The following is a 22115-nucleotide window of genomic DNA, read 5'->3' as shown; positions in this document are numbered from 1 at the left end:
TGACCGCCCGTGCTCCTGGATTACTTTCGTCGGCAATCTGGCCCCGTCGGTGACGCACCACGGGGCCAGAACCATTAAGGCAGCAAGCTTCGGGCACGACGGCCCCTTGCCGTCCGATACGAGGAATGTCCGTTTTGGAACCAGGGAAGACGGCCTTGGCCTGGCCGATGGCAGGCGGCGCTATGGGGGATCGCATCCGCGATCTCGACTGGACCCGAACCGCCCTCGGTCCCCTCGCATCCTGGCCGCAGTCGCTTCGCACCACCATCGAGATCATGCTGGGGACCGAGCAGGCGATGTGCCTGGTCTGGGGGCCGGATCTCTGCCTCGTCTACAATGATGCCTACGCGCCTCTGCTGGGCCTCAAGCACCCGGCTGCGCTCGGCCAGGCGATGCGGGAGGCGTGGTCCGACATCTGGGCGGACATCGAGCCCCTGGTCGCGACGGCCCTATCCGGAAAAGCCGTCAGGCTCGACGACTTCCATCTCGTGATGGAGCGCAACGGCTATCGCGAGGATACCTGGTGGAGCTTCACCTACAGCCCGGTACGCGACGAGACCGGCCGGATCATCGGCATGCTGAACGTGACCACCGACTCGACGGGGAAGGTGGTTGCCATGGGGGAGACGCTGCGGGAGCGCCAGCGCCAGGGCCTCATGCTGCAGCAGATGCCGGGCTTCGTCGCCATGCTGGCGGGCCCCGAGCACTGCTACGAGTATGTCAACGATGCTTATCTCGCGCTGTCCGGCGCCCGTCGCTGCATCGGGCAGACCGTTCGGGAGCTGTATCCGCAGCTGGAGCAGCAAGGCTTCGTCAACCTGCTGGACATGGTCTTCAGGACAGGAGAGCCGTTCACGGGACGGGCCGTGCCGGTCCAGATAGACGGCGCCGAGGCCGAGCGCTTCCTCGATCTTCTCCTGCAGCCGATCCGCGGCGAGACCGGGACGGTCACCGGCATCTTCGTCGGCGGGTACGACGTGACCGAACGCATTTTGGCACAGCGCGCGCTGGAAGAAAGCGAGGGAAGCCTTCGCCGGCTGAACCGAACGCTGGCGGAACACGTGGCCTTGCGGACCGCCGAGCGTGACCGGCTGTGGACCTTGTCGGAGGACATGCTGGCACGGGCGGATCTCAGCGGCATGATGACCGCTGTCAGCCCGGCCTGGACGAGGGTACTCGGCTGGTCCGAGGCCGCGCTCCTGTCGCGACCCTATGCCTCCTTCATGCACCCCGACGACGAGGGGCCGACGCTGGCGGGGCTGGCCCACATGGGGGAGACAGGGCTGCCGACCCGCTTCGAAAACCGGATCGCGACGTCGGACGGGGGCTGGAAGCCGATCGAGTGGACCGTGGCACCGGAGGAGGACGGCTTCCACTTCATCGCCGTCGGACGGGATCTCAGCGCGGTCAAGCAGCAGCAGGCGGAAGTCGCGCTGATGCAGGATGCCTTGCGGCAGAGCCAGAAGATGGAAGCCGTCGGCCAGTTGACGGGGGGCCTCGCGCACGACTTTAACAACCTGCTCGCCGGGATCTCCGGTAGCCTGGAGATGATACAGAACCGGATCACGCAGGGCCGGATCGGCGATATCGAGCGCTACATGATCGGCGCACAGGGTGCCGCCAAGCGCGCGGCGGCCCTGACGCACCGCCTCCTCGCCTTCTCGCGCCGGCAGACGCTCGCGCCCAAGCCCACGGATGTGAACCGCCTCGTCCGGGACATGGAAGAGCTGATCCAGAGAACGGCAGGTCCGCAGATCACCGTGGAGTCGGTTGCGATGGCGGGCCTGTGGACCACGCTCGTCGATCCGCACCAGCTCGAGAACGCACTCCTCAACCTCTGCATCAACGCGCGCGACGCCATGCCGGACGGCGGCAGGCTGACGATCGAGACGGCCAACCGGTGGCTCGACGACCGGGCGGGCCGCGAGCGCGACCTGCCGCCGGGCCAGTACGTTTCCATGTGCGTTTCCGATAACGGAACGGGAATGACGCCCGACGTCATCGAGCGTGCCTTCGATCCGTTCTTCACGACCAAGCCCCTCGGCGTTGGCACCGGACTGGGTCTGTCGATGATCTACGGGTTCGCCCGGCAGTCCGGCGGGCAGGTGCGGATCTACTCTGAAATCGGGCAAGGCTCGATGGTCTGCGTCTACCTTCCCCGTCACCACGCCGAAGCGGCCGTCGATGCCGAGACGGCGCCCGAGCCGCCCGATGGCAACGGGTCCGGTGAAACCGTCCTGGTGGTGGATGACGAACCGCTGGTGCGCATGCTCATCGTCGACGTTCTCGAAGACCTCGGCTACACCGCGATCGAGGCGGGCGACGGACCGCAGGCGCTGAAGGTCCTTCGGTCGGAAACACGCCTCGACCTCCTCATCACCGACGTCGGCCTGCCCAACGGGATGAACGGTCGTCAGGTTGCGGATGCCGCCCGGGAGCTTCGGCCGGACCTGAAGGTCCTCTTCGTCACGGGCTATGCCGAGAACGCCGTGCTCAGCCACGGCCATCTCGATCCCGGCATGGCCGTCGTCACCAAACCGTTCGACATGGCGGTGCTCGGCAGACGGATCGAGGCGATGTTCAACAGCACCCCGTGACGAGGGATAAAGACGGTCATGCCGAAGGAGCGGCTGCGCTCGGCAACGCGCCACCCAACGCAGCGAGCTCCCGAGCATTCCATTCCCCACGGCGCACCGAATAAGGAAACGAGGTGCGCGAAACCTCGCTCTCGATCCCCTACTCTGACACCGGCCATCGCCGTCGCGCATTCCACGAAAGTCGAGACATGACGCTCAGATCACTGCTGTTCGCCGGCCTCGCCGCTGCCTTTTCACTGGCGGTTGCGGGCAACTCTGTCGCCGCGCCGGTCAAGGTCGGCAGCAAGAACTTCACCGAGCAGTTCGTGGTCGCCGAGATCTATGCGCTGGCCCTGGAGAAGGCCGGCATCGAGGTCGAGCGCCGGCTGAACCTTGGCGCCACGCTGATCGCGCATTCGGCGCTGGTGAACGGCGAGATCGACCTCTACCCGGAATATACCGGGACGGCGCTGGCCGCCGTGGTGAAGGGCGATCTTCAGGGTGACGAGACCACGATCTACAACCAGGTCAAAGACTTCTACGAGAAGAACCTGAAGCTGACCCTGTTGGACCCGACCAAGATCAACAACGGCTATGCCATCCTGACGCTCCCCGAGACCGCCGAGAAGTACAAGCTGAAGACGCTCTCGGATCTCGGTCCCGCCTCGAAGGAGCTAAGCTTCGGTGCCGAGGGCGGCTTCGGTGACCGCGCCGACGGCCTGCCCGGCCTGAAGCGGGTCTACGGCATCGAGTTCAAGGATTTCCGGATCTTCGCCAAGCTCGGCATCCGCTACAAGGCGCTGGAGAACAAGGACATCGATGTCGGCTACGGCTTTGCCACCGACTGGCAGATCGCCGACGGCAAGCTCGCCGTGCTCGACGACGACAAGAAGCTCTTCCCTCCCTACTTCCTCGTCCCGGTCGTTCGGCAGGATGCGCTTGCCGCCAATCCGAAGATCGCCGAGGTGCTGAACAAGATCAGCCCGCTGCTGACCACCGACAATGTGCGCGAGCTGAACGCCCGCGTCGATCGCGACAAGGAGGAGCCGGCCGACGTCGCCGCAGCTTTCCTCGAGGCCAACGGCCTCTAGCTATGCGCCGGCCGGATCTTCCGGCTCCCTTGGCGGCGCGGGATCGATCCCGCGCCGGATTATCTCGGACTGCGCGCGTTTGACCTGGGCACCCCGTCACCTTCCGGAAATTCTCGAGGCGCTCTGGGAGCATCTCGTCCTGTCCTTCTCCTCCGTCGCGATCGGCTTTGCGATTGCCCTCGCGCTCGGCATCGTCTGCGCCCGGCGGCCGAGGCTCTACGCCTTGGTGCTGACGATCACCGGGATCATCTTCGTCATCCCGAGCCTTGCTCTGTTCGCGCTGCTGATCCCGATCATGGGGCTCGGCGCCGCGCCGGCGATCACCGGCCTCTCCTCGTATTGCCTGCTGATCCTTCTGCGCAATGTCGTAACGGGCCTCCGCGGCGTGCCGGCCGAGGTGCTCGATGCTGCGGACGGCATGGGCTACAGCCGAACCCAGCGCCTCCTGCGGATCGAGCTTCCGCTGGCACTGCCGCTGATCGTCTCGGGGCTGCGCATCGCCCTCGTCACGGTGATCGGCATCGCGACGGTCGCCGCCTTCATCGACGGCGGCGGCCTCGGCACGATCATCCTCACCGGCCTCGACCAGGACCATATCGAGAAGATCCTCGTCGGCGCCCTCCTCACCGCGGCCCTCGCAACCGGCATGGACATCATCCTCGGTCGCGGCGAGAAACTCCTCTCCCGCTGGCGGCCGGCATGACCATTGTCACCAGCGCCGTCGCCTGGATCTGGGAGCATCCCGATACGTTCGGCCAGGCGCTCGGCCGCCATCTCGTGATGTCCTCGGTCGCCATGGTGGTGGCACTCGCCATCGGCTTCCCGCTGGCGATCCTCATCATCCGCCACCGCAAGCTCGCCGTGCCGGTGGTCAACGCCGTCAACGCGCTGCGCACGGTGCCGAGCCTTGCCATCCTCGCCCTGATGATGCCGCTGATCGGCATCGGCCTGTGGCCGACCGTGGTGGCGCTGATCGTGCTGGCCTTACCGCCGATCCTGATCAACACCTTCGTCGGTCTTCGCGATGTCGACCCGGATGCGGTCGAGGCGGCGACTGGCATGGGCATGACCGAGAGCGAGGTGCTGCGCCGCATCCGCCTTCCGCTCGCGGCGCCCGCGATGTTCGCCGGGGCCCGGACGGCATCGGTTCAGGTGCTCGCGGGCGCGACGCTCGCGCCGTTCATCGGCGGCGGCGGGCTCGGCGACTTCATCGCGGTCGGCATCGGCATGATGGACATGTCGCGCCTTCTCGTCGGCGCGGTGCCGATCGCGATCCTGGCGCTCGGCTCCGAGCTGATCCTCGGCCGTCTCGAGAAGACCTTCTTTCCCGAAAGTGCCACCGCATGATCCAGATGAGCCATGTCTTCAAGCGCTTCGAGGGAACGAGCGGCGCCGCGGTGGACGATCTCTCGCTCGAGGTCGCCGAGGGCGAGACGGTCGCGCTGATCGGCCCCTCCGGCTGCGGCAAGACCACCACGATGCGCATGATCAACCGGCTGATCGACCCAAGCGCGGGCAGCATCCACGTTGCCGGCCGCGACATCGCCGCGGTCGATCCCGTCACCTTGCGGCGCGGCATCGGCTACGTCATCCAGCAGGTCGGCCTGTTCCCGCACATGACCATCGGCGAGAACATCGCCGCCGTACCGCGCCTTCTCGGCTGGGCGGAGGCCCGGATCCGGCCGCGCATCGAGGAACTGCTGCATCTCGTCGGCCTCGATCCGGCGGCGATGCGCGACCGCTATCCCCGGCAATTGTCGGGCGGCCAGCGCCAGCGCGTCGGCGTCGCCCGGGCGCTAGCGGTCGACCCTCCGGTGCTCCTGATGGACGAGCCTTTCGGCGCGCTGGACCCGATCGCCCGGGCACGGCTGCAGGACGAGTTCCGGCAGATCCTGCAGCGGGTGAAAAAGACCGTCGTGCTCGTCACCCACGATCTCGACGAGGCGATCCGCCTCGGCGACCGGATCGCACTGATGCGGGCCGGGCGGATCGTCCAGTATGATACGCCCGACGCCGTCCTGTCGCGGCCCGCCGATGCCTTCGTCGAGAGCTTCGTCGGCGTCGACCGCGCCATCAGGCGGCTTGGGCTCTTTACGGTCGCCCAGGCGATGGCGCCTTCGGAGACGGCGCCGGCGGGCGCCAGTGCCGTTGCCAGCACGGCGAACCTGCGCGATGCGCTGGCGCTGATGGTCGGTGCGAACGCGAGCGAGCTTGCGGTTGTCGACATCGGCGGAAAACCCGTCGGCCGCCTGACGCGTGACGCGATCTTCGCCCTGTGACCCGTGCCCCCATCCTCGCCTTGTCGATCACCGCCGGCGCCGAAACCTCTTTCGCCGAGCTTCGCGATCTCGTGCTGTCGGCGGAGGCGTGCGGCGTCGATTTCATCCAGCTGGGCAGCCAGACGGCCCCGGACCTCGACGCGACGATGCTCGCCTCGGCATTGGCCGCGGAAACAAAGCGCATCGGCATCGTCGCCGCCGCCGCCCCCGGTTACCACCGGCCCTACAATCTCGCCCGCCGCTTCGCCTCGCTTGATCTCCTCACCGCCGGACGCTCCGGCTGGGCGGTCCAGGGCCTGGGCGAAGAAGACGGGGAATATCTCACCGTCGTCGCCGCTCTCTGGCAAAGCTTTGAGCCGGACGCCTTCGCCTACGACAAGATCTCGGGCCAGGTGTTCGAGCCGGCGAAGATGCACGTTCTCGGCCACGAAGGGCCCCGCTTTTCCGTCCGGGGGCCGCTCAACGTGAACCCCTCGCCCCAGGGCAGCCCGCTCGTCGTCATCGAGGCCTGCCCGAAGACGCTGAGGCTGGCGGCAGGCCATGCCGACGTGGTCGTGTTCCGGACCGGCCAAGACGGGATCGACGCCACGAGGATCGAAGCGATGCTGACCGAGGCCGGACGGGACCGGGCGGCGGTACGCCTGCTCGAAGTCCGGCCGATCGCACAGGCAGGCCCGGCACCCTCCCCGTCCGGCGGGGCTGACGGGCGGCTGTTGGAAGGATCGCCGTCTGCTATCCGGAGCTTCCTCTCGTCGAGCGGCAGGCTCGACGGCACCGATGAGGCGATGACGCTGCGCGCCCGGCTCGGCCTGGCCGAGCAGCGGACGCCCACTGCCGGACGGGCGCATGCGCCGCACCCGTCGGACGCCGGGTGCGGCGCCGGGAGCCGCCGATGACCGTTCGCCGCATGAGGCTCGGCGCCTTCCTGATGGCCGGTGGCCACCACATCGCCTCTTGGCGGCATCCGGATGCGGAGGCCCGTGCCGGGATCGATCTGCCGCATTTCATCGCGATGGCGCAGCTGGCGGAGAGTGCCGGCTTCGACCTCCTCTTCCTCGAGGATGCGGCGGCGATCCGCGAGCGTGATCCGGAGATCGCCTCGCAGGCGGCAAGGTCGACGACGTTCGAGCCGCTCAGCCTGCTGGCGGCTCTGGCGCCCCGGACACGCCGCATCGGCCTCGTCTCGACCGCCTCCACCAGCTACAACGAGCCCGAGACCCTCGCCCGTTCGCTGGCGACGCTGCAGCATGTCAGCGGCGGTCGCGGCGGCTGGAACCTCGTGACCTCGGCAAGCGAGCTCGAGGCAGCAAACTTCGGCTCCAGCCTCCGCCCCCCGGCCGAGCGCTACGCCCGGGCGGAAAGCTTCATCGACGCGGCGATGGACTACTGGACGGCCAAGGGGATCGAGCGGCCGCTGATCGTCCAGGCCGGCGCCTCCGAGGCCGGGCGGGCGCTGGCGGCCCGCACCGCCGAAGTGGTCTTCACGGCGGCACAGACCCTGGAAGAGTCCCGCATGGGCCTTCGCGCCCTGAAGGATATCCTGCCGCGTTTCGGCCGCCAGGATGCCGATCTCATCGTGATGCCCGGCGTCTGCCCTTACGTCGCGGAGACGCGCGAGGCCGCCCGGGCGAAGTACGAGACGCTGCAGCAGCTGATCCCCGATGCCGTCGGCGCCGCACTGCTGGCGAGCTATCTCAGCCTGCCCGACCTCAGGGAGCATTCCCTCGACGGGCCGCTGCCCGACATGCCCGCCAATGCCGGCATGCAGAGCCGGCAGCAGCTGATGGTCGATCTCGCCCGGCGCGACGGCCTGTCGATCCGGGACCTTTCCCGCCAGTTCGCCGGCGCGCGCGGCCACTGGCAGGTGATCGGCACGCCCGAGGACATCGCGGACGCGATGGAGGAAAGGTTCGAGGCCGGCGCCGCCGACGGTTTCAACGTGATGGCGCCGTTCTTCCCCGGCGGTCTCGCGGATTTCGTGCGCCTCGTCCTGCCCGAACTCCGCCGCCGTGGCCTGGTTTCCAAGCCCCCGGATGGCGGCAGTCTGCGCCAGCGCCTCGGCCTTTCCACCCCGCCTTCTCCTCGAGGACATCCCGCATGACCGATACCGCCCACGATCCCATCTACATCGACTACCTCAACGCCCTCGACATCGAGGCGTTGAAGCTGACCGATGCGGAGATCCTTTCCGCCGTCGAGGCGGGACTGGCGGCGCAAGGGCGCGGCGAGACGGTGATCGAGCCGCGCGTCCACCTCGAGCCGGATCCGGCTTTTCACGGCCACTTCAACGTGCTGCGCGGCTACGTCGCGCCGCTCGGCCTTGCCGGGGTGAAGGTCGTCGGCGACTTCGTCGACAACTACAAACAGAACCTGCCGTCCGAGTTCGGTGTCCTCAACCTCTTCGATCCCCGCACCGGCGCGCCGAAGGCGATCCTCGATGCCACCGCGATCACCGACATGCGCACCGGCGCCGTCACGGCGCTTGGCGCCCGGCACCTCGCCCGCAAGGGGTCGAAAGTGCTGGGGCATATCGGCGCCCGCGGCACCGCCTACTGGAACGTCCGGCTGCTCGACCACGAGTTCGACTTCGACGAGATCCGCATCCATTCGCGCCGCCCGGAGAGCCGCGAGGCTTTCGCCGCCAAGCTCGAGCGTGATCTCGGCAAGCCCGTGATCGTGACCACGGACTGGCGGAGTTGCATCGAGGGCGCGGACATCGTCGTCGAGGCGTCCCGCCTGCCAGTGCCGGAACCCTTGCTGCTGACCGAATGGATCAAGCCCGGTGCGCTGGTGGTGCCCTACGGCACGATGAGCGCGGTCGAGCTCTCGCTGACCGATATCATGGCAAAACTCGTGGTCGACGACTGGGGCCAGTGCAAGGGCGGCAAGTTCGGATCGCTCCGCGCCCATGTCGAGGCCGGCAAGCTCTCGGCGGAAACCCTCCACGCCGAACTCGGGCAGATCATAGCCGGACTGAAGCCCGGACGCGAGAACGACGCCGAAACCATTCTCTTCTGGCACCGCGGCCTATCGTTGAGCGACATCGCTCTGGGTGCCGCGATCCTTCAGAAGGCGGGGACGGCTGGCATTGGAACGCGGTTGCGGTTCGCCTGATGCGGCGAGCCGTGTCTCTCCGCATGCAATCCGACTGACGGGCTCTCTCCCCGAGCAGCTCAAGTCGCAGCAGCGAAGACATCAGCTTTTGCGCAGCCGCCGCGCCGCGAACACGGAATGTTGAACGTGCGGGGCAAAAGGGCGTTACGGTCGTCGGAACGCTGCCGGCCGGTGGCTCCTTGCTGTGCCACGGAGGACGCCTTGGCATGACACATTCGCGCTTTGATAGAGATGATGGCCTTGCCGGCATCCCGCAGGATGGACTTCTACAGCCGCTCGGAGCGCCGCGTCGGATCGAAGCATGACGGCGCAGCCGCTGACGAAGGTGCCGTCGATCGTCGTCATCAGCGATTTCGTCGACGACAGCCCTCCGCGCAATTCTGAAGCGGCCGTTGCGACGGGCGCGGACAGCCGCCATCCACACGAGGCTTTCGGGCCAGCTGAGGAAGTTTCTGGTGCGCGCGAAGGGCTCGACGTCGTCGGCGGTTATCTCGAACGGCTGCCGCTGGCCTGCATCAAATCCGGCATCGTCGACTACGCTGAAATCTGGCATCACCGGAGGAGCCATGGCGCTGAGCGGTTTCGCCGCGACGGGCCGCTGCTCTCGCGCCGCAGTTTCCAGCTGGACCGAGAACCGGCGCCTTTCGGCTCGCGCGACATGCTCGGCTTCCTCGAAGCCAACGGCGCGCCGCACATCCTCTGCGTATACGGGCTCGGCGTCGATGCCGACATTCTCCGCGCCTGCCGCAACAGCTTCAAGATCTACAACTCGATCGACGCGCCGGCGCTGCGGGTGCCACCGGACGTCAGTGGGCTCTTCGACCTCGTCCTCACCGGCGCCGAATGGCAAAGCCGGGAAGTCGAGGAGCGCCATCCCGGCATGGCGACGGCGATCATGCCGATCGGCCCGGAATTTGCCGATCCGCTGACGTTTCGCCCGCTCGGCATCCCGAAGGACTACGACATCATCTATGTCGCCGCGGCGCAGCCCTACAAGCGGCACGATATCCTGTTCGACGCGCTGGAGCGGCTGCCGCGCTCGCTGCGCACGCTCTGCGTCTTCGGCTATGGCGAAATGGCCGGCGATCTCCGCCGGCGTGCGGAGGAGAGCGGCCTCGATGTCGACTTCGTCGGCCCGCCGGGCGTGCCCTTCGAGGAGGTCAACCGGCTGATGAACCGCGCCCGCATCGGGGTCGTCTGCGGCATCGACGATGGCGCGCCGGCGATCCTCACCGAGTATATGCTGGCGGGCCTGCCGGTCCTCGCCAATGCCCGGTTGAGCTGTGGACGGCAGTTCATTCTCCCGGCGACGGGGAGCCTGGCGGAGGCCGGGGACTTTGCCGGCGCCATCACGGCGATGCTCGCGGACACCGATAGGTTGTCGCCGCGACAGGCGGTTCTCGACCGCTGGATCTGGCCGCGGACGATCGAACGGCTCCAAGAGTTTTTGCCCCAGTCAGGCTAGGGCGGCTACGTACGCTTTCGTACAGGAACACGCCCTTCACCTTGCTGTTCAGTTTTACCTGCTTATGAGAGAATTCCCCTTGTCGAAGCCTACGCACTATAATTCCGGATTAGTTGACGTCAGCGCTGTCGATACGAAATTTGCAGACCAATCGCCGATCATTTGCTTCTCCCATCTTCGGTGGGACTTCGTCCTGCAGCGGCCGCAACATCTTATGCGCCGTTTTGCTGCAGGACGCCGGGTCTTCTTCTTCGAGGAGCCGATCGGGTGTGACCACCCCTTGCCCTATCTCGAATATCATCCCTTCCCCGCCGACAACGTGATCGCGCTGCGGCCCCGGCTGCCGCACTGGTGGAACGAGGCGGAACGCGAGGCCGGGCTGCGACAGTTGCTGGAGATGCTGGTTGAGACCAGCATGACCACGCCGCCGGTGCTGTGGTTCTATACACCGATGATGTTCGCCTTCGCCGGGACGCTGCCCGCCGCCGCGGTGGTCTATGACTGCATGGACGAACTCGCCGGCTTCCGATTTGCCGATCCGAGGCTGCAGCAGCAGGAGCGCGCTCTGCTGGCCCGGGCCGACGTCGTCTTCACCGGCGGGTACAGCCTGTACGAGGCCAAGCGCCATCTGCACGCCGCCGTCCACCCTTTCCCCTCCGCAGTGGATGCGGTGCATTTCGGCGCCGCCCGCGACAGCGGCGCCATCGTGCCAGCCGACCAGGCTGCCCTTTCGGGACCCATTCTCGGCTTCTTCGGCGTCATCGACGAGCGTATCGACCTCGCGCTGGTCGAGGCAGTCGCGACAGCGAATCCGGACTGGACGATCGTGATGATCGGCCCGATCGCCAAGATCGATCCCGCCAGCTTGCCGCGCCGGCCGAACATCCATTGGCTCGGCAACCGGTCCTATGCTGAACTACCGGCCTACCTCTCCGGCTGGGATGTCGCGCTGATGCCATTCGCGATCAACGAGGCGACCCGCTTCATCAGCCCGACCAAGACGCCGGAATATCTCGCCGGCGGCGTTCCCGTGGTCTCGACCGCGATCACCGACGTCGCGCGCCATTACGGCGCGCTCGACGCCGTATCGCTGGCGCACTCGCCGGCCGAATTCATCGCCGGCTGCGAAACGGCTCTCGCCTTGCCGCCGGACGGTGTGTGGCGGGATGCGGCCGATGCCGTGCTCGCCGACATCTCCTGGGACCGCACGTTTGCCGCGATGGACCGGCTGGTTGGCGCCGCGGTCCAGCGTGCCCGTGCTGCGCGGGCGGACGCCGCCAATGACGAGCGTCCAGCGGCTCCGGCGGTGCACAGCCCGGGTCGTCCGGCCTACGACGTGCTGGTGGTGGGCGCAGGCTTTGCCGGCGCGGTGCTGGCCGAGCGGCTGGCTTCAGGCTCCGGCAAACGCGTGCTGGTCGTCGATCGCCGCGATCACATCGCCGGCAATGCCTATGATCATCTCGATGACGCCGGCGTGCTGGTCCACCGCTATGGCCCGCACATCTTCCACACCAACAGCCAGCAGGTGGTCGACTACCTCTCCCGTTTTACGCAATGGCGTCCCTACGAGCACCGCGTGCTCGCGAGCGTCGGCGATAAACTCCTGCCGATGCCGATCAACCGCACGACGTTGAACCTCCTCTACGGCCTCGACCTCGCCGACGAGGCGGCTGCCGCCGCGTTCCTTGCGGCGCGCGCCGAGACGGTCGAGACCGTCCGAACCTCCGAGGATGTCGTCGTCGCCGCGGTCGGGCGTGAACTCTACGAGACCTTCTTCCGCGGCTATACCCGCAAGCAGTGGGGCCTCGACCCTTCGGAACTCGACAAGTCCGTCACCGCCCGCGTGCCGACCCGGACAAGCACCGATGACCGCTATTTCCAGGACAGCTTCCAGGCCATGCCGGCCGAAGGCTACACGGCGATGTTCAAGCGGATGCTGGATCATCCGGGCATCACCGTCGAGACATCAGTCGATTTTCGCGACCTCGGCGACGTCGCAGCCGAACATACGGTCTTCACGGGACCGATCGACGAATTCTTCGACTACCGTTTCGGCAGACTGCCCTATCGTTGTCTCGCCTTCCGTCATGAGACCCATGACGCAGAGCGCTTTCAGCCGGTCGGCGTCGTCAACTATCCGTCGGAGGACGTGCCCCATACGCGGATCACCGAGTATAAGCACCTCACCGGCCAGACTCACCCGAAGACCAGCCTGACCTACGAGTTCCCGTGCGACGAGGGCGATCCCTACTACCCCGTGCCCCGGGCCGAGAACCAGGCGATCTACCGGCAGTACGAAGCGCTGGCGGCGTCGCGGCCGGATGTCAGCTTCGTCGGGCGGCTGGCGACCTACCGCTACTACAACATGGACCAGGTGGTCGGTCAGGCCCTCGCCACCTACCGCCGGATGACCGCACAGCGGGCGGGTGCTCCCGTCAGCGCAGGTGCCGCTGCCAGTCCGACAGCTTGATGCCGGACGGTGGCGTAAGCAGGCGCCTGCGCGTCTGCCTGGCGACGGACAGCCTCGAGCCCTCGGGCGTCGGCGCACATATGCTGCTTCTCGCCGGAGAATTGTCCGGGGGGATCGACGTGTTTCTTGCCGCAGATCCTTCATCGGGCCTGCTCGATGCCGCAGCATCCCGGGGCCTTGCGGTACGAGCTATCAACGATCCCGCCGATTTCACCCGCTGGCTGCGACGAGCCCGCATCGACATCCTGCACATCCACGCCGGTATCGGCTGGGAAGGACATACGCTCGCCCGGATCGGCCGAGATGCAGGCGTGCGGACGGTGTTGCGCACCGAACACCTGCCCTACGTCATCACCGACCCGGATCAGGCGAGAACGCATGCAGAGGGCCTGGCGCTGGTCGACCGGCTCGTCTGCGTTTCGCAGGCGGCAGCCGACAGTTTTCACATTGCCGGTTTGTCGGGCGACCGCCTTGCGACCATTCCGAACGGCGTCGAGCCCAGGCCCTCAGTGCGCGACCGGCGCGAGACGCGGATCGCGCTCGGCATCGCCGACGATGCGCCGGTGCTGCTGACCGTTGCCCGCCTCACCGCACAAAAGGGCCATGACGTCCTGATCTCGGCGCTGCCGGCCATCCGCGCGGCGCATCCGGGCGTTGTCCTGCTGCTGGCCGGCACCGGACCGCTGCAGCCGGCGATCGAAGCCAACATCGCCCGCCTCGGCCTCTCCGACACGGTTCGACTGCTCGGGCAGCGCGACGACGTCGGCGATCTCCTCGATGCCGCCGATCTGTTCGTCCTGCCCTCGTTCTTCGAGGGCCTGCCGCTGGTGGTGCTGGAGGCGATGGCCGCCGCCGTGCCGGTGGTGGGCACGGCGATCGGCGGCACCGCCGAGGCGGTAGAGGATGGCGTCACCGGCTGGCTGGTGCCGCCGGGCCATGGCCCGGCGCTGGCCGCGGCGATCGTCAACGCGCTGTCCGACAGCGCCAAGGCGCAAGCCGCAGGCGCCGCCGGAGAGGCCCGTTTCCGCCGCGACTTCCAGGCATCGGCGATGGCCGACGCCACCCGCCGACTTTACCGCGACACCCTATCGACCCCGGACCAGGACGCTTCCATGCCCCCCATCAGAATTGGCTTCATCGGCGCCGGCGGCATTGCCCACCGCCATCTTGGCGTGCTCGAAAGCTTCGACGACGTTGCCGTCGTCGCCTTCGCCGACACCGACCTTGCCCGCGCCACGGAAGCCGCAACGCGTTTCGGCGCCAAAGCCTTTGCCGACCACGATGCGATGCTGGCGGCCGTCGAGCTCGATGCACTGTTCATCTGCATCCCGCCCTTCGCGCATGGCGCGCCGGAGCGGGCGGCGATTGCCCGCGGCTTGCCGTTCTTCGTCGAGAAGCCAGTCTCGCTCGACCTTGCGACCGCCGAGGAGATCGCCGCGGCCGTCGCGGAAAAGGGCCTCGTCACCGCCGTCGGCTATCATTGGCGCTATCTCGACACCGTCGACGAAGCGCGGGGCTTGCTCGCCGAGAACCCAGCGCAACTGCTATCCGGCTACTGGCTGGATTCCACGCCGCCGCCGCAATGGTGGTGGCACGCGGACCGCTCCGGCGGGCAGATGATCGAGCAGGCGACGCATCTCCTCGATCTCGCGCGCTTTCTCGTCGGCGAAGTCGAAGAGGTCTATGGCCGCGCCAGCCAGATCGACCGGCCGGAGTTTCCGGGCCTCGACGTCGCAACCGTCACCACCGCGACCCTCACCTTCGCCTCAGGGGTCGTCGCAAACCTTTCTTCCACCTGCCTCCTCGGCTGGAGCCACCGTGTCGGCCTGCACATCTTCGCCGACAAGCTCGCCATCGAGCTGACGGACCGCGACATCATGGTCGACACCGGCCGCGGCCGTCCGGTGCGCGGGGCCGATGGCGATCCGGTCTGGCGCGAAGACCGCGATTTCATCGATGCTGTGAAGGGCGGCGAGAACCGTATCCGCTCGCCCTATGCCGAGGCGCTGCGCTCGCACCGCTTGGCGCTCGCCGTCGTCGAGTCGGCCCGCACCGGCGCGCCGGTCAAGCTTTCGCCAGACACCACTTCTGCGACGGCCTACGCCCCGCTGCAGCACCAACCGCGGCCGGCACCGGAGCCGCGCCATGGCCATCGGGAAGTGCGCTCGCTGGGTGTGGAGCGGCCCGGGGAGGCCTATTTCTTCGGCTATGACGAGGGTCCGCCGAGCGACGCGCAGGTGCGGCTGGAAACGCTCTACACCGGCTTTTCCGCCGGCACCGAGCTGACCTTCTACAAGAACACCAACCCCTATCTGCACTCGCGCTGGGACGGCGGCCGCGGCGTGTTCGTGCCGGGCGAGGCAGGCCAGCATTTTCCGGTGCCGTTCCTTGGCTACATGGAGGTCGCGCGCGTTTGCGAGAGCCGGCAGCCGGCCTTTCCCGTCGGTGGCACCGTCGCCTCGGCCTATGGCCACAAGTCCGGTCATACCGCCGACCCGTTCCACGAGGTGCTGATCCCGATGCCCGCCGACATCGACCCGATCCTCGGCATCTATGTCGCGCAGATGGGCCCGATCGCCGCCAACGGCATCCTGCACGCCGACGCCGAGCTCGGCGGCGCCAACGTCACGCGTCTCGGCGAGAGCCTGACCGGCCGGCCGGCGCTGGTGATCGGGGCGGGCGTCGTCGGCCTCCTCACCGCTCTGTTCGCCGCGCGCGCCGGGGCAACCGAGGTGGTGATCGCCGACCCTTCGCCGTTCCGCCGCGCGAAGGCCGAAGCGCTCGGCTTCACCGCCATGGACGAGGCCCAGGCCTGGAACCACGCGAAGGCCAACTGGCATCATGGCGGCGGCGACCGCGGCGCCGACGTCGTCTTCCAGACGCGCGCCGATGCGCGGAGCCTTCACGCCGCGCTGCAGGCGTTGCGGCCGCAAGGGACGGTGATCGACCTCGCCTTCTACCAGGGCGGCGCCGAGGCGGTGCGGCTCGGCGAGGAGTTCCACCACAACGGGCTCGCCATCCGCTGCGCGCAGATCAACCGGGTGCCGCGCGGCCTCGGCTTTGCCTGGAACCGCCGCCGGCTTGCCGCCGAGACGATCGGCCTGCTGCAGGAGCGCGGCAGCGATATCGTTGCCGAGATGATCACGCAGGTCGTGCCGTTCGACGACGCGCCGCGCTTCCTGAAGCATCTCGTCGACGAGAGGCCGGACTTCCTGCAGATCGTCTTCAAGGTGCAGGACTGATGTCGATGGCCGTCAAGGACGAAGAGGCGGCGCCGATCCGCATCCTCTTCGTCTTCGCCTGGCTGGTCGTCGGCGGCGAGGAGACCGAGGTGCGGTTGCTGGCCGAGCACCTCGATCGCCGCCGCACCCGGATCGACGTCGTCGCCTGCTTCCGCAAGCCGAACATGCCGGAGCAGACGCATGCCCAGCTGGAAGCGCTCGGCGTCGATGTCGACCGCACGCCCTACACGCTCTCGTTCGAGGACACGGTCTCCTATCTCGCCGGCAAGATTCCCGGCTACGATATCGTCGTTTCCTGCCAGAACGTCGCCGACATCTACCCGGCGCTGGAGCGGCTGCATCTCCGGCCGCCGCTGATCGAGCATGGCGGCCTCGTCTCCGAGGCACTGGGTGGGCCAAAGCACCTGACGGCGCGCTATGTCGGGGTCTGCCGCTCGATCCGCGATGCCGCGGCCGGCCGCATGCCGGGGCGGGAAGAGCACGCGCTCGAAATCCCGTCGATGGTCGATCTCGCCGCCTTCGATCCGGCTGCCCGTGCACCGGCGCGGCAGGCGCTCGGCATCATGGACGGTGTGCCGCTGATCGGCTGGGTCGGCCGGCTGGACCCGAAGAAGCGCGTCGAGGATTTCATCGACGCCGCAGCGCTGGTCCTGAAAGCGCGCCCGGACGCCCGCTTTCTCGTCATCGGCGGGCCGGACGCCTTCCTGCCGGACTACGCCGAGACGCTGAAGGCCCGCGCGATCGCCGCGGGCCTCGGCACGGCGCTGCGCTTTCTCGGCGATCGCCCGGATATTCCGCAGCTGCTGTCCGCGCTCGACGTCTTCGTCTGGCTGTCGCGCGGCGAAGGCATGCCGCACGTTGTCGCCGAGGCCGGCGCTGCCGGCCTGCCGGTCGTCGTCACCGCCGACAACGGCACGCTGCAGCAGGTGACGGACGGAGAGACCGGCCTCTTCGTGCCGCACGAGGATCCCGCCACCGTCGCCGCCAGCGTGCTGCGTCTCCTCGGCGATGCCAGCCTTCGCACGCGGCTTGGCGAGGGATTGCGGGCAAAGGTCGAGGAAACCTACGTGACCGCCGTCGTGGTGCGGCAATGGCAGGCGCTGTTCACCGAGGTGCTGGCCGAGCGCCATGCCGAGGCTGTCGCGCCAACGCTCTTCCGGAGCTTCTTCCACGGGGGCTTCGAATCCTCAACGCACCGCCGCGCGCATGACCGTCGCCGGCTCGACATGATCGCCGCCACCCGGCACGACACCGAGGCGGAGAGCGATTTCCGCTTGCTGCAGCGTCACGGCATCCTGACCGTGCGCGACGGACTGCGCTGGCATCTCATCGAGACAACGCCGGGCACGTACGATTTCGCCAGCCTGCGCGCCCAACTCGCCGCCAGCCGCGCCACCGGCATGCAGGTGATCTGGGACATCCTGCACTATGGCTGGCCGGACGATCTCGACATCTGGGGCCCGGACTTCCCGCCGCGCTTTGCAGCTTTCGCTGCGGCGGCCGCCGAGGTCATCGCTGCCGAGACCGATGGCGTGCCGTTCTTTGCCCCGGTCAACGAGATTTCCTTCTTCGCCTGGGGCGGCGGCGACGCGTCCTACCTCAACCCCTTCGCACGCGGCCGCGGCCATGAGCTGAAGGTGCAGCTCGCCCGCGCCTCGATCGCCGCGATGGAGGCGATCCTCGCCGTCGTGCCGGGGGCACGCTTCGTCCACGCCGACCCGGTGATCAACGTCATCTGCGACCCCAGCCGTCCCTACGATGCTCCTGCCGCCGAGGGCCACCGCCAGGCCCAGTTCCAGGCCTGGGACATGCTCGCCGGCCACGCCTGGCCGCAGATCGGCGGACGACCGGCACTGCTCGACATCGTCGGCGTCAATTACTACTCGAACAACCAGTGGATCCACGGCGGCCCGCCGATCGATGTCGGACACCCGCTCTACAAGCCCTTCCGCCGCATCCTCATCGAGACCTTCGCGCGCTATGGCCGGCCGATCTTCGTCGCCGAGACCGGCATCGAGGGCATCCGCCGGCCGGAATGGCTCGCCTATATCTGCGCCGAAGTGCGGGCGGCTATGCAGGCCGGCGTGCCCGTCGAGGGCATCTGCCTCTATCCCGTGCTCGACCACCCCGGCTGGGACGACGAGCGCTACTGCCCGAACGGCCTTCTGCAATTCGCGACTGGCGCCCCCGGACAGTCGTCAGAGCGCGATGTGTTCGAGCCCCTCGCCCAGGAGTTGGCAAAGCAGATTAAATTAAACTCGCGTCTATTTTAGTTTTTACTCAATCTAGAGTAAGAAAAAAGCTATAATGAAGACCCAAATGGATACCGAGATAACGGAGCCAATGAAGAAACCTCTGGCAGCACTTAGTTTGCGCCCGGGTTCTTTCATGGCGAAACTCGCCGCGACGTGATGCTGGGTTCTTTCAGGAGGCGAGGAGATTTATTCCCGCTCGGAAGGCTGCGGGACTCGCGGTGGGGGTCGTTTCCGAAACTGGATCTACTTCCCGGCAGCAGTCGGTCGGTCAGATTGCTGTCGCTGCCTGCGAATTCATCCCGCAGGCTGACCGGCAGCAAAGGCGCGCTCGTCAGAGCTTCGTAGATCGTCTTGATGCGGTGTCGGTCTCTATCCATCATACGAAGCCCTTGGGGCAATAACTGCCACGCACAAACGGCTAACAAATGATCGGCTCAGTGACCTCACCCGAAAGGGTGACTCTCAACAATTTCTAGCCTAAACCTTATCGTCGTTCGCATGCATGCGGCTTTTTGCACTGCATAGAGAGAATGACGCATGAGAAATGATGAGGCGTTACGGGATCGAATCTACGAAGCAGCAGTCCTTCCAGAGCTTTGGCCCGAGGCATGCGATCTTATCGCTGCCGAAGTAGGCGCTTACTCTGCGGCAATCATCACTATTTCGCCTCTTGGACATATGGCGTCGGTGAGCAGTCGCCATATCGCCGAAATCATGGACCGCTACTTCGCCAGCGATCTTTCACGGCAGAACGTCCGTATTCCGCGAGCCCTCGCGCAATCCCCTGCGACCTTCTCCCGCGACGTCGACTCCATGACGCCAGAAGAAATCGCGAAGGATCCCATCTACGAGAACTTTCTTCGCCCGATCGGTCTCGGCTGGACAGCGGGCGCGGTTTTCCAGGAGCCGTCCGGCTCGCTGCTGATATTCGATCTGCTGCGGCTGGCGGATCGAGGTGAATTCAGCCCCGACGACATGATCCGTCTCAACTCGATCAAGGCGGACCTGGCTCGTGCCGCCTTCATGTCGACCCGGTTGGCCTTCGATCGCGCCGTCACGACAACGCAGACATTGTCTGCCCTGGGCCTTCCCGGTGCCGTCCTTGGCGAAACCGGCCAGGTGCGCGCGATGAACAGCGAGATGGAAGCGCTGAACCCCCGGATGGGAACCGGCGCCTTCGACCAAATCTTTATTCGCAACGCAAACGCCAACAAGCTCTTCCACGACATTGTCCGGCAGATCGGAATGGGATTGTTGCCGGAGGTGAAATCGGTACCGGTGCCGGCGACCGAGGGGGAGCCGGCGCTGGTCATCCAGCTTGTCCCCGTGAAGCGAAACGCCCGTGACGTCTTTTCACAGGCCTCCGTCATCGTCATCGCGACACCGATCGGTCAGGTCGGCCCGCCGGACCTACGGGTCATCAGCGGGCTCTTCGACCTCACCAGAACCGAGGTCAGGGTGGCGCAGCAGATGATCGCGGGGCAATCGGGCGCCGAGGCGGCGTCAGCCCTCGGCATCACGTCCAACACGTTCCGGACGCATGCAAAGTCCGTCTTCCGAAAAACCGGTGTCAGCCGTCAGACCGAGCTGGCTGCCCTGCTGTCCGGTCTCTGGTCGCGCGAGCAAAGCAATCGACCGGCCCTCGACAGCTGATCGCCGGGTGATCGCCAGGTGATCGCGAAGGCATCCCGATGCTGCGGAACAGGCCAGATATGCCATGAGCCTGCAACTCCGCAGCCAACTGTTCGGCAGGCCACCGTCCGCGTCGCCGCGCTCGCCGACTGCGATCTTCCCGAGCAGCGCATCAACGGCCGCGAACAAGCTCCTGGTAATGATGCGGCTGGCGCATCAGGACGAGGTCTTTCCGGCGCACGACATTCGTCGGATAGACGCTGCCGGTCGTGCCGGTATCGATCTCCAGCACCGCTAGATATGTTTCGCCTGAAACCACGGCTTCCTGGCGCGGGAAGGCAAAACTGTCAGGACCGAACACGCCGCTGAGGCCGGGGTAGCCCGACGCCGCATCCGCGACGTTGGCGAAGGCGAGATAGCAGTTGTTCTCGCCTGCCCGCACCCGGAAATGGTGCCAGTGCAGCGGGTCGGCGCCGGTCGGGATCGGCGCAGGCTGCGCGCTGGCGGTACCGCCATGGCCGAAGTGGAAGCGCGCCTTGATCGCCGCGGGACAGGCGATGACGTCGCAACCGCGCAAGGCGAGCACCCGGCCCGCCTCCGGGAAGGCGGCGTCGTGCCCGATGATCAGACCGAGCCGGCCGAAAGGCAGGTCGAACACGGCGAAATCGTCGCCCGCCGTCGCCCAGGCGCGGTCGGCGGCAGTGAGGTGCGTCTGGCGATAGCGGCCGACCAAGCCTTCTGGCCCGGCAACAACAGCCGTATTGAAGAGAACCTGCCCGTCCCGCTCGGCGAGCCCCGCGATCACATGAAGGCCGCTCGCCGCCACGCGGTCGAGGAAGGCGGAGATCATGGGCCCGTCCAGCGGCACCGCGGTCGTCTCAGGATCGCCGAGGCCGGTCAGGCAGCGCTCCGGCAGCACCAGGAGCTCGGCGCCGGCGGCCTTCGCCTCGTCGAGGAGGGCGGCGATGTGCGAGAGGTTGACCTCGGCATCGCCCGTCGGAGCGAACTCTCCGGCGGCCACCTTCGCCTTGCGCCCAGCCGGCAGCGGCTTCTCTCCGTAGAGGCCGAAGAAGTCGCCGGGGTTCCAGCTGAAGGTGTTGGTCATCAGCTCCATGTAGAGCGCCGGCCGACGCTGCTCGAAGACCGCCTCGCCGAACACCTTGCCAATGCCCAGATGTGCGGGGTCGATCGTCGCCAGCGCGATGCCGTCGCCGCGGTCGATCGAGGCGAGGATCTCGGCATCCGGCGCGATCACGCAGGAGCCGCCTGAGAACTGCACGCCGCGCTCCAGCCCCCAGCGGTTGCTCTCGACGAGGTGGCAGCCGTTCTCGAAGGCGCGGCTGATCCAGTACGGCGCCGGGGTGCGCTCGGCCAGCCAGTTGGAGACGTGGCAGATCACGTCGACCCCGGCGAGCGCGTTGAGCCGCGCAGTCTCGACGAAGTGGATGTCCATGCAGATCAGCAGCGCGATCCGGCCGAGCGGGGTCTCGAAGACCTGGTGACCGAGGTCGCCGGAGGCCGCCCATTTCGGCTCGGAGATATAGGGATGCGTCTTGCGGTGGGTGCCGATCACCCCGTCCGGGCCGATCAGCACGGCCGAGTTGTAATAGAGGTCGCTCGCCGGATCGACCTCGGGCATGCCGATGACGATGTGGATGCCAAGGCGCCTGGCGACCTCTGCGAAGCGGTCCGTCGTCGGGCCGGGGATCGGCTCGACCTGCGGCTTCACCTCGGCCCGGTCGAACCAGCAATAGCCGGTGGTGCCCATTTCCGGCGTGACGATGAGCTTTGCGCCCCTCCTCGCCGCCTCCTCGACCAGCGCCAGCAGGCCGTCGATGTTGGCGGATTTCGCGCCGAGCGTCGGCTCGAACTGCACGGCAGCGGCGGTGTAGGCGGCAAAGGTCATGGCACGCTCCGGCAGCACCGGCGGACCAAGCCTGCCGGACGGGACGACGATCTCAGCGGAAAAGCCGGGGAAGCGGGGCGAGCCC

The 22115-nt window shown here is 67.1% G+C and carries 14 protein-coding genes and 1 pseudogene; 14 read left to right on the top strand and 1 reads right to left on the bottom strand.

Annotated features, from left to right (window positions below; genetic code table 11):
* Positions 1-125 precede the first annotated feature (125 nt).
* The 14 genes and pseudogenes from ACZL02_RS22580 to ACZL02_RS22515 all read left to right on the top strand — a co-directional run.
* Positions 126-590: pseudogene (locus ACZL02_RS22580) on the top strand (PAS domain-containing protein); the annotation flags it as partial.
* Positions 576-2597 carry a response regulator gene (locus ACZL02_RS22575; protein ID WP_472940969.1) on the top strand — a complete coding sequence of 674 codons (2022 nt, stop codon included), beginning with the start codon at positions 576-578 and terminating at the stop codon, positions 2595-2597. The pseudogene ACZL02_RS22580 and the gene ACZL02_RS22575, both read left to right, overlap by 15 nt.
* A 188-nt stretch (positions 2598-2785) precedes the next feature.
* Positions 2786-3667 carry a glycine betaine ABC transporter substrate-binding protein gene (locus ACZL02_RS22570; protein ID WP_472940952.1) on the top strand — a complete coding sequence of 294 codons (882 nt, stop codon included), beginning with the start codon at positions 2786-2788 and terminating at the stop codon, positions 3665-3667.
* Positions 3668-3746: 79 nt separating this feature from the next.
* On the top strand, positions 3747-4370 hold the full coding sequence (locus ACZL02_RS22565) for an ABC transporter permease (RefSeq protein WP_472940951.1): 624 nt from the start codon (positions 3747-3749) through the stop codon (positions 4368-4370).
* Positions 4367-5014, top strand: coding sequence for an ABC transporter permease (locus tag ACZL02_RS22560; protein ID WP_472940950.1), 648 nt, complete (start codon positions 4367-4369; stop codon positions 5012-5014). Before ACZL02_RS22565 ends, ACZL02_RS22560 begins: the two co-directional genes overlap by 4 nt.
* Positions 5011-5946 (top strand): ABC transporter ATP-binding protein, encoded by a 936-nt coding sequence (locus ACZL02_RS22555; protein WP_472940949.1) that lies wholly within the window; start codon positions 5011-5013, stop codon positions 5944-5946. The genes ACZL02_RS22560 and ACZL02_RS22555 overlap by 4 nt, the downstream gene beginning before the upstream one ends.
* A complete protein-coding gene (locus ACZL02_RS22550; RefSeq protein WP_472940948.1) occupies positions 5943-6842 on the top strand; it encodes an LLM class flavin-dependent oxidoreductase in 900 nt (299 codons plus the stop codon). The genes ACZL02_RS22555 and ACZL02_RS22550 overlap by 4 nt, the downstream gene beginning before the upstream one ends.
* Entirely contained in the window at positions 6839-8047 is a 1209-nt protein-coding gene (locus tag ACZL02_RS22545) for an LLM class flavin-dependent oxidoreductase (RefSeq protein ID WP_472940947.1), read from the top strand. Before ACZL02_RS22550 ends, ACZL02_RS22545 begins: the two co-directional genes overlap by 4 nt.
* Positions 8044-9060: an ornithine cyclodeaminase family protein gene (locus ACZL02_RS22540; protein WP_472940946.1), complete on the top strand. Its 1017-nt coding sequence runs from the start codon at positions 8044-8046 to the stop codon at positions 9058-9060. Before ACZL02_RS22545 ends, ACZL02_RS22540 begins: the two co-directional genes overlap by 4 nt.
* Positions 9061-9361: 301 nt before the next feature.
* A complete protein-coding gene (locus ACZL02_RS22535) occupies positions 9362-10525 on the top strand; it encodes a glycosyltransferase family 4 protein (protein WP_472940945.1) in 1164 nt (387 codons plus the stop codon).
* A gap of 214 nt (positions 10526-10739) precedes the next feature.
* On the top strand, positions 10740-12995 hold the full coding sequence (gene glf / locus ACZL02_RS22530) for a UDP-galactopyranose mutase (RefSeq protein ID WP_472940944.1): 2256 nt from the start codon (positions 10740-10742) through the stop codon (positions 12993-12995).
* A complete protein-coding gene (locus tag ACZL02_RS22525) occupies positions 12995-16237 on the top strand; it encodes a glycosyltransferase (protein ID WP_472940943.1) in 3243 nt (1080 codons plus the stop codon). The genes glf and ACZL02_RS22525 overlap by 1 nt, the downstream gene beginning before the upstream one ends.
* Positions 16238-16242: 5 nt before the next feature.
* Entirely contained in the window at positions 16243-18510 is a 2268-nt protein-coding gene (locus tag ACZL02_RS22520) for a glycosyltransferase (protein WP_472940942.1), read from the top strand.
* Between the two features lie 519 nt (positions 18511-19029).
* Entirely contained in the window at positions 19030-20145 is a 1116-nt protein-coding gene (locus tag ACZL02_RS22515) for a helix-turn-helix transcriptional regulator (RefSeq protein WP_472940940.1), read from the top strand.
* Between the two features lie 151 nt (positions 20146-20296).
* Here ACZL02_RS22515 and ACZL02_RS22510 read toward each other — a convergent pair whose 3' ends face one another.
* Positions 20297-22030 carry a nitrilase-related carbon-nitrogen hydrolase gene (locus ACZL02_RS22510; protein WP_472940968.1) on the bottom strand — a complete coding sequence of 578 codons (1734 nt, stop codon included), beginning with the start codon at positions 22028-22030 and terminating at the stop codon, positions 20297-20299.
* Positions 22031-22115: the final 85 nt, after the last annotated feature.

Source organism: Mesocryomonas fontinalis, from assembly GCF_055730125.2.
The sequence above is the reverse complement of the archived record's forward strand: the minus strand, read 5'-3'. Positions and strand labels throughout refer to the sequence as shown.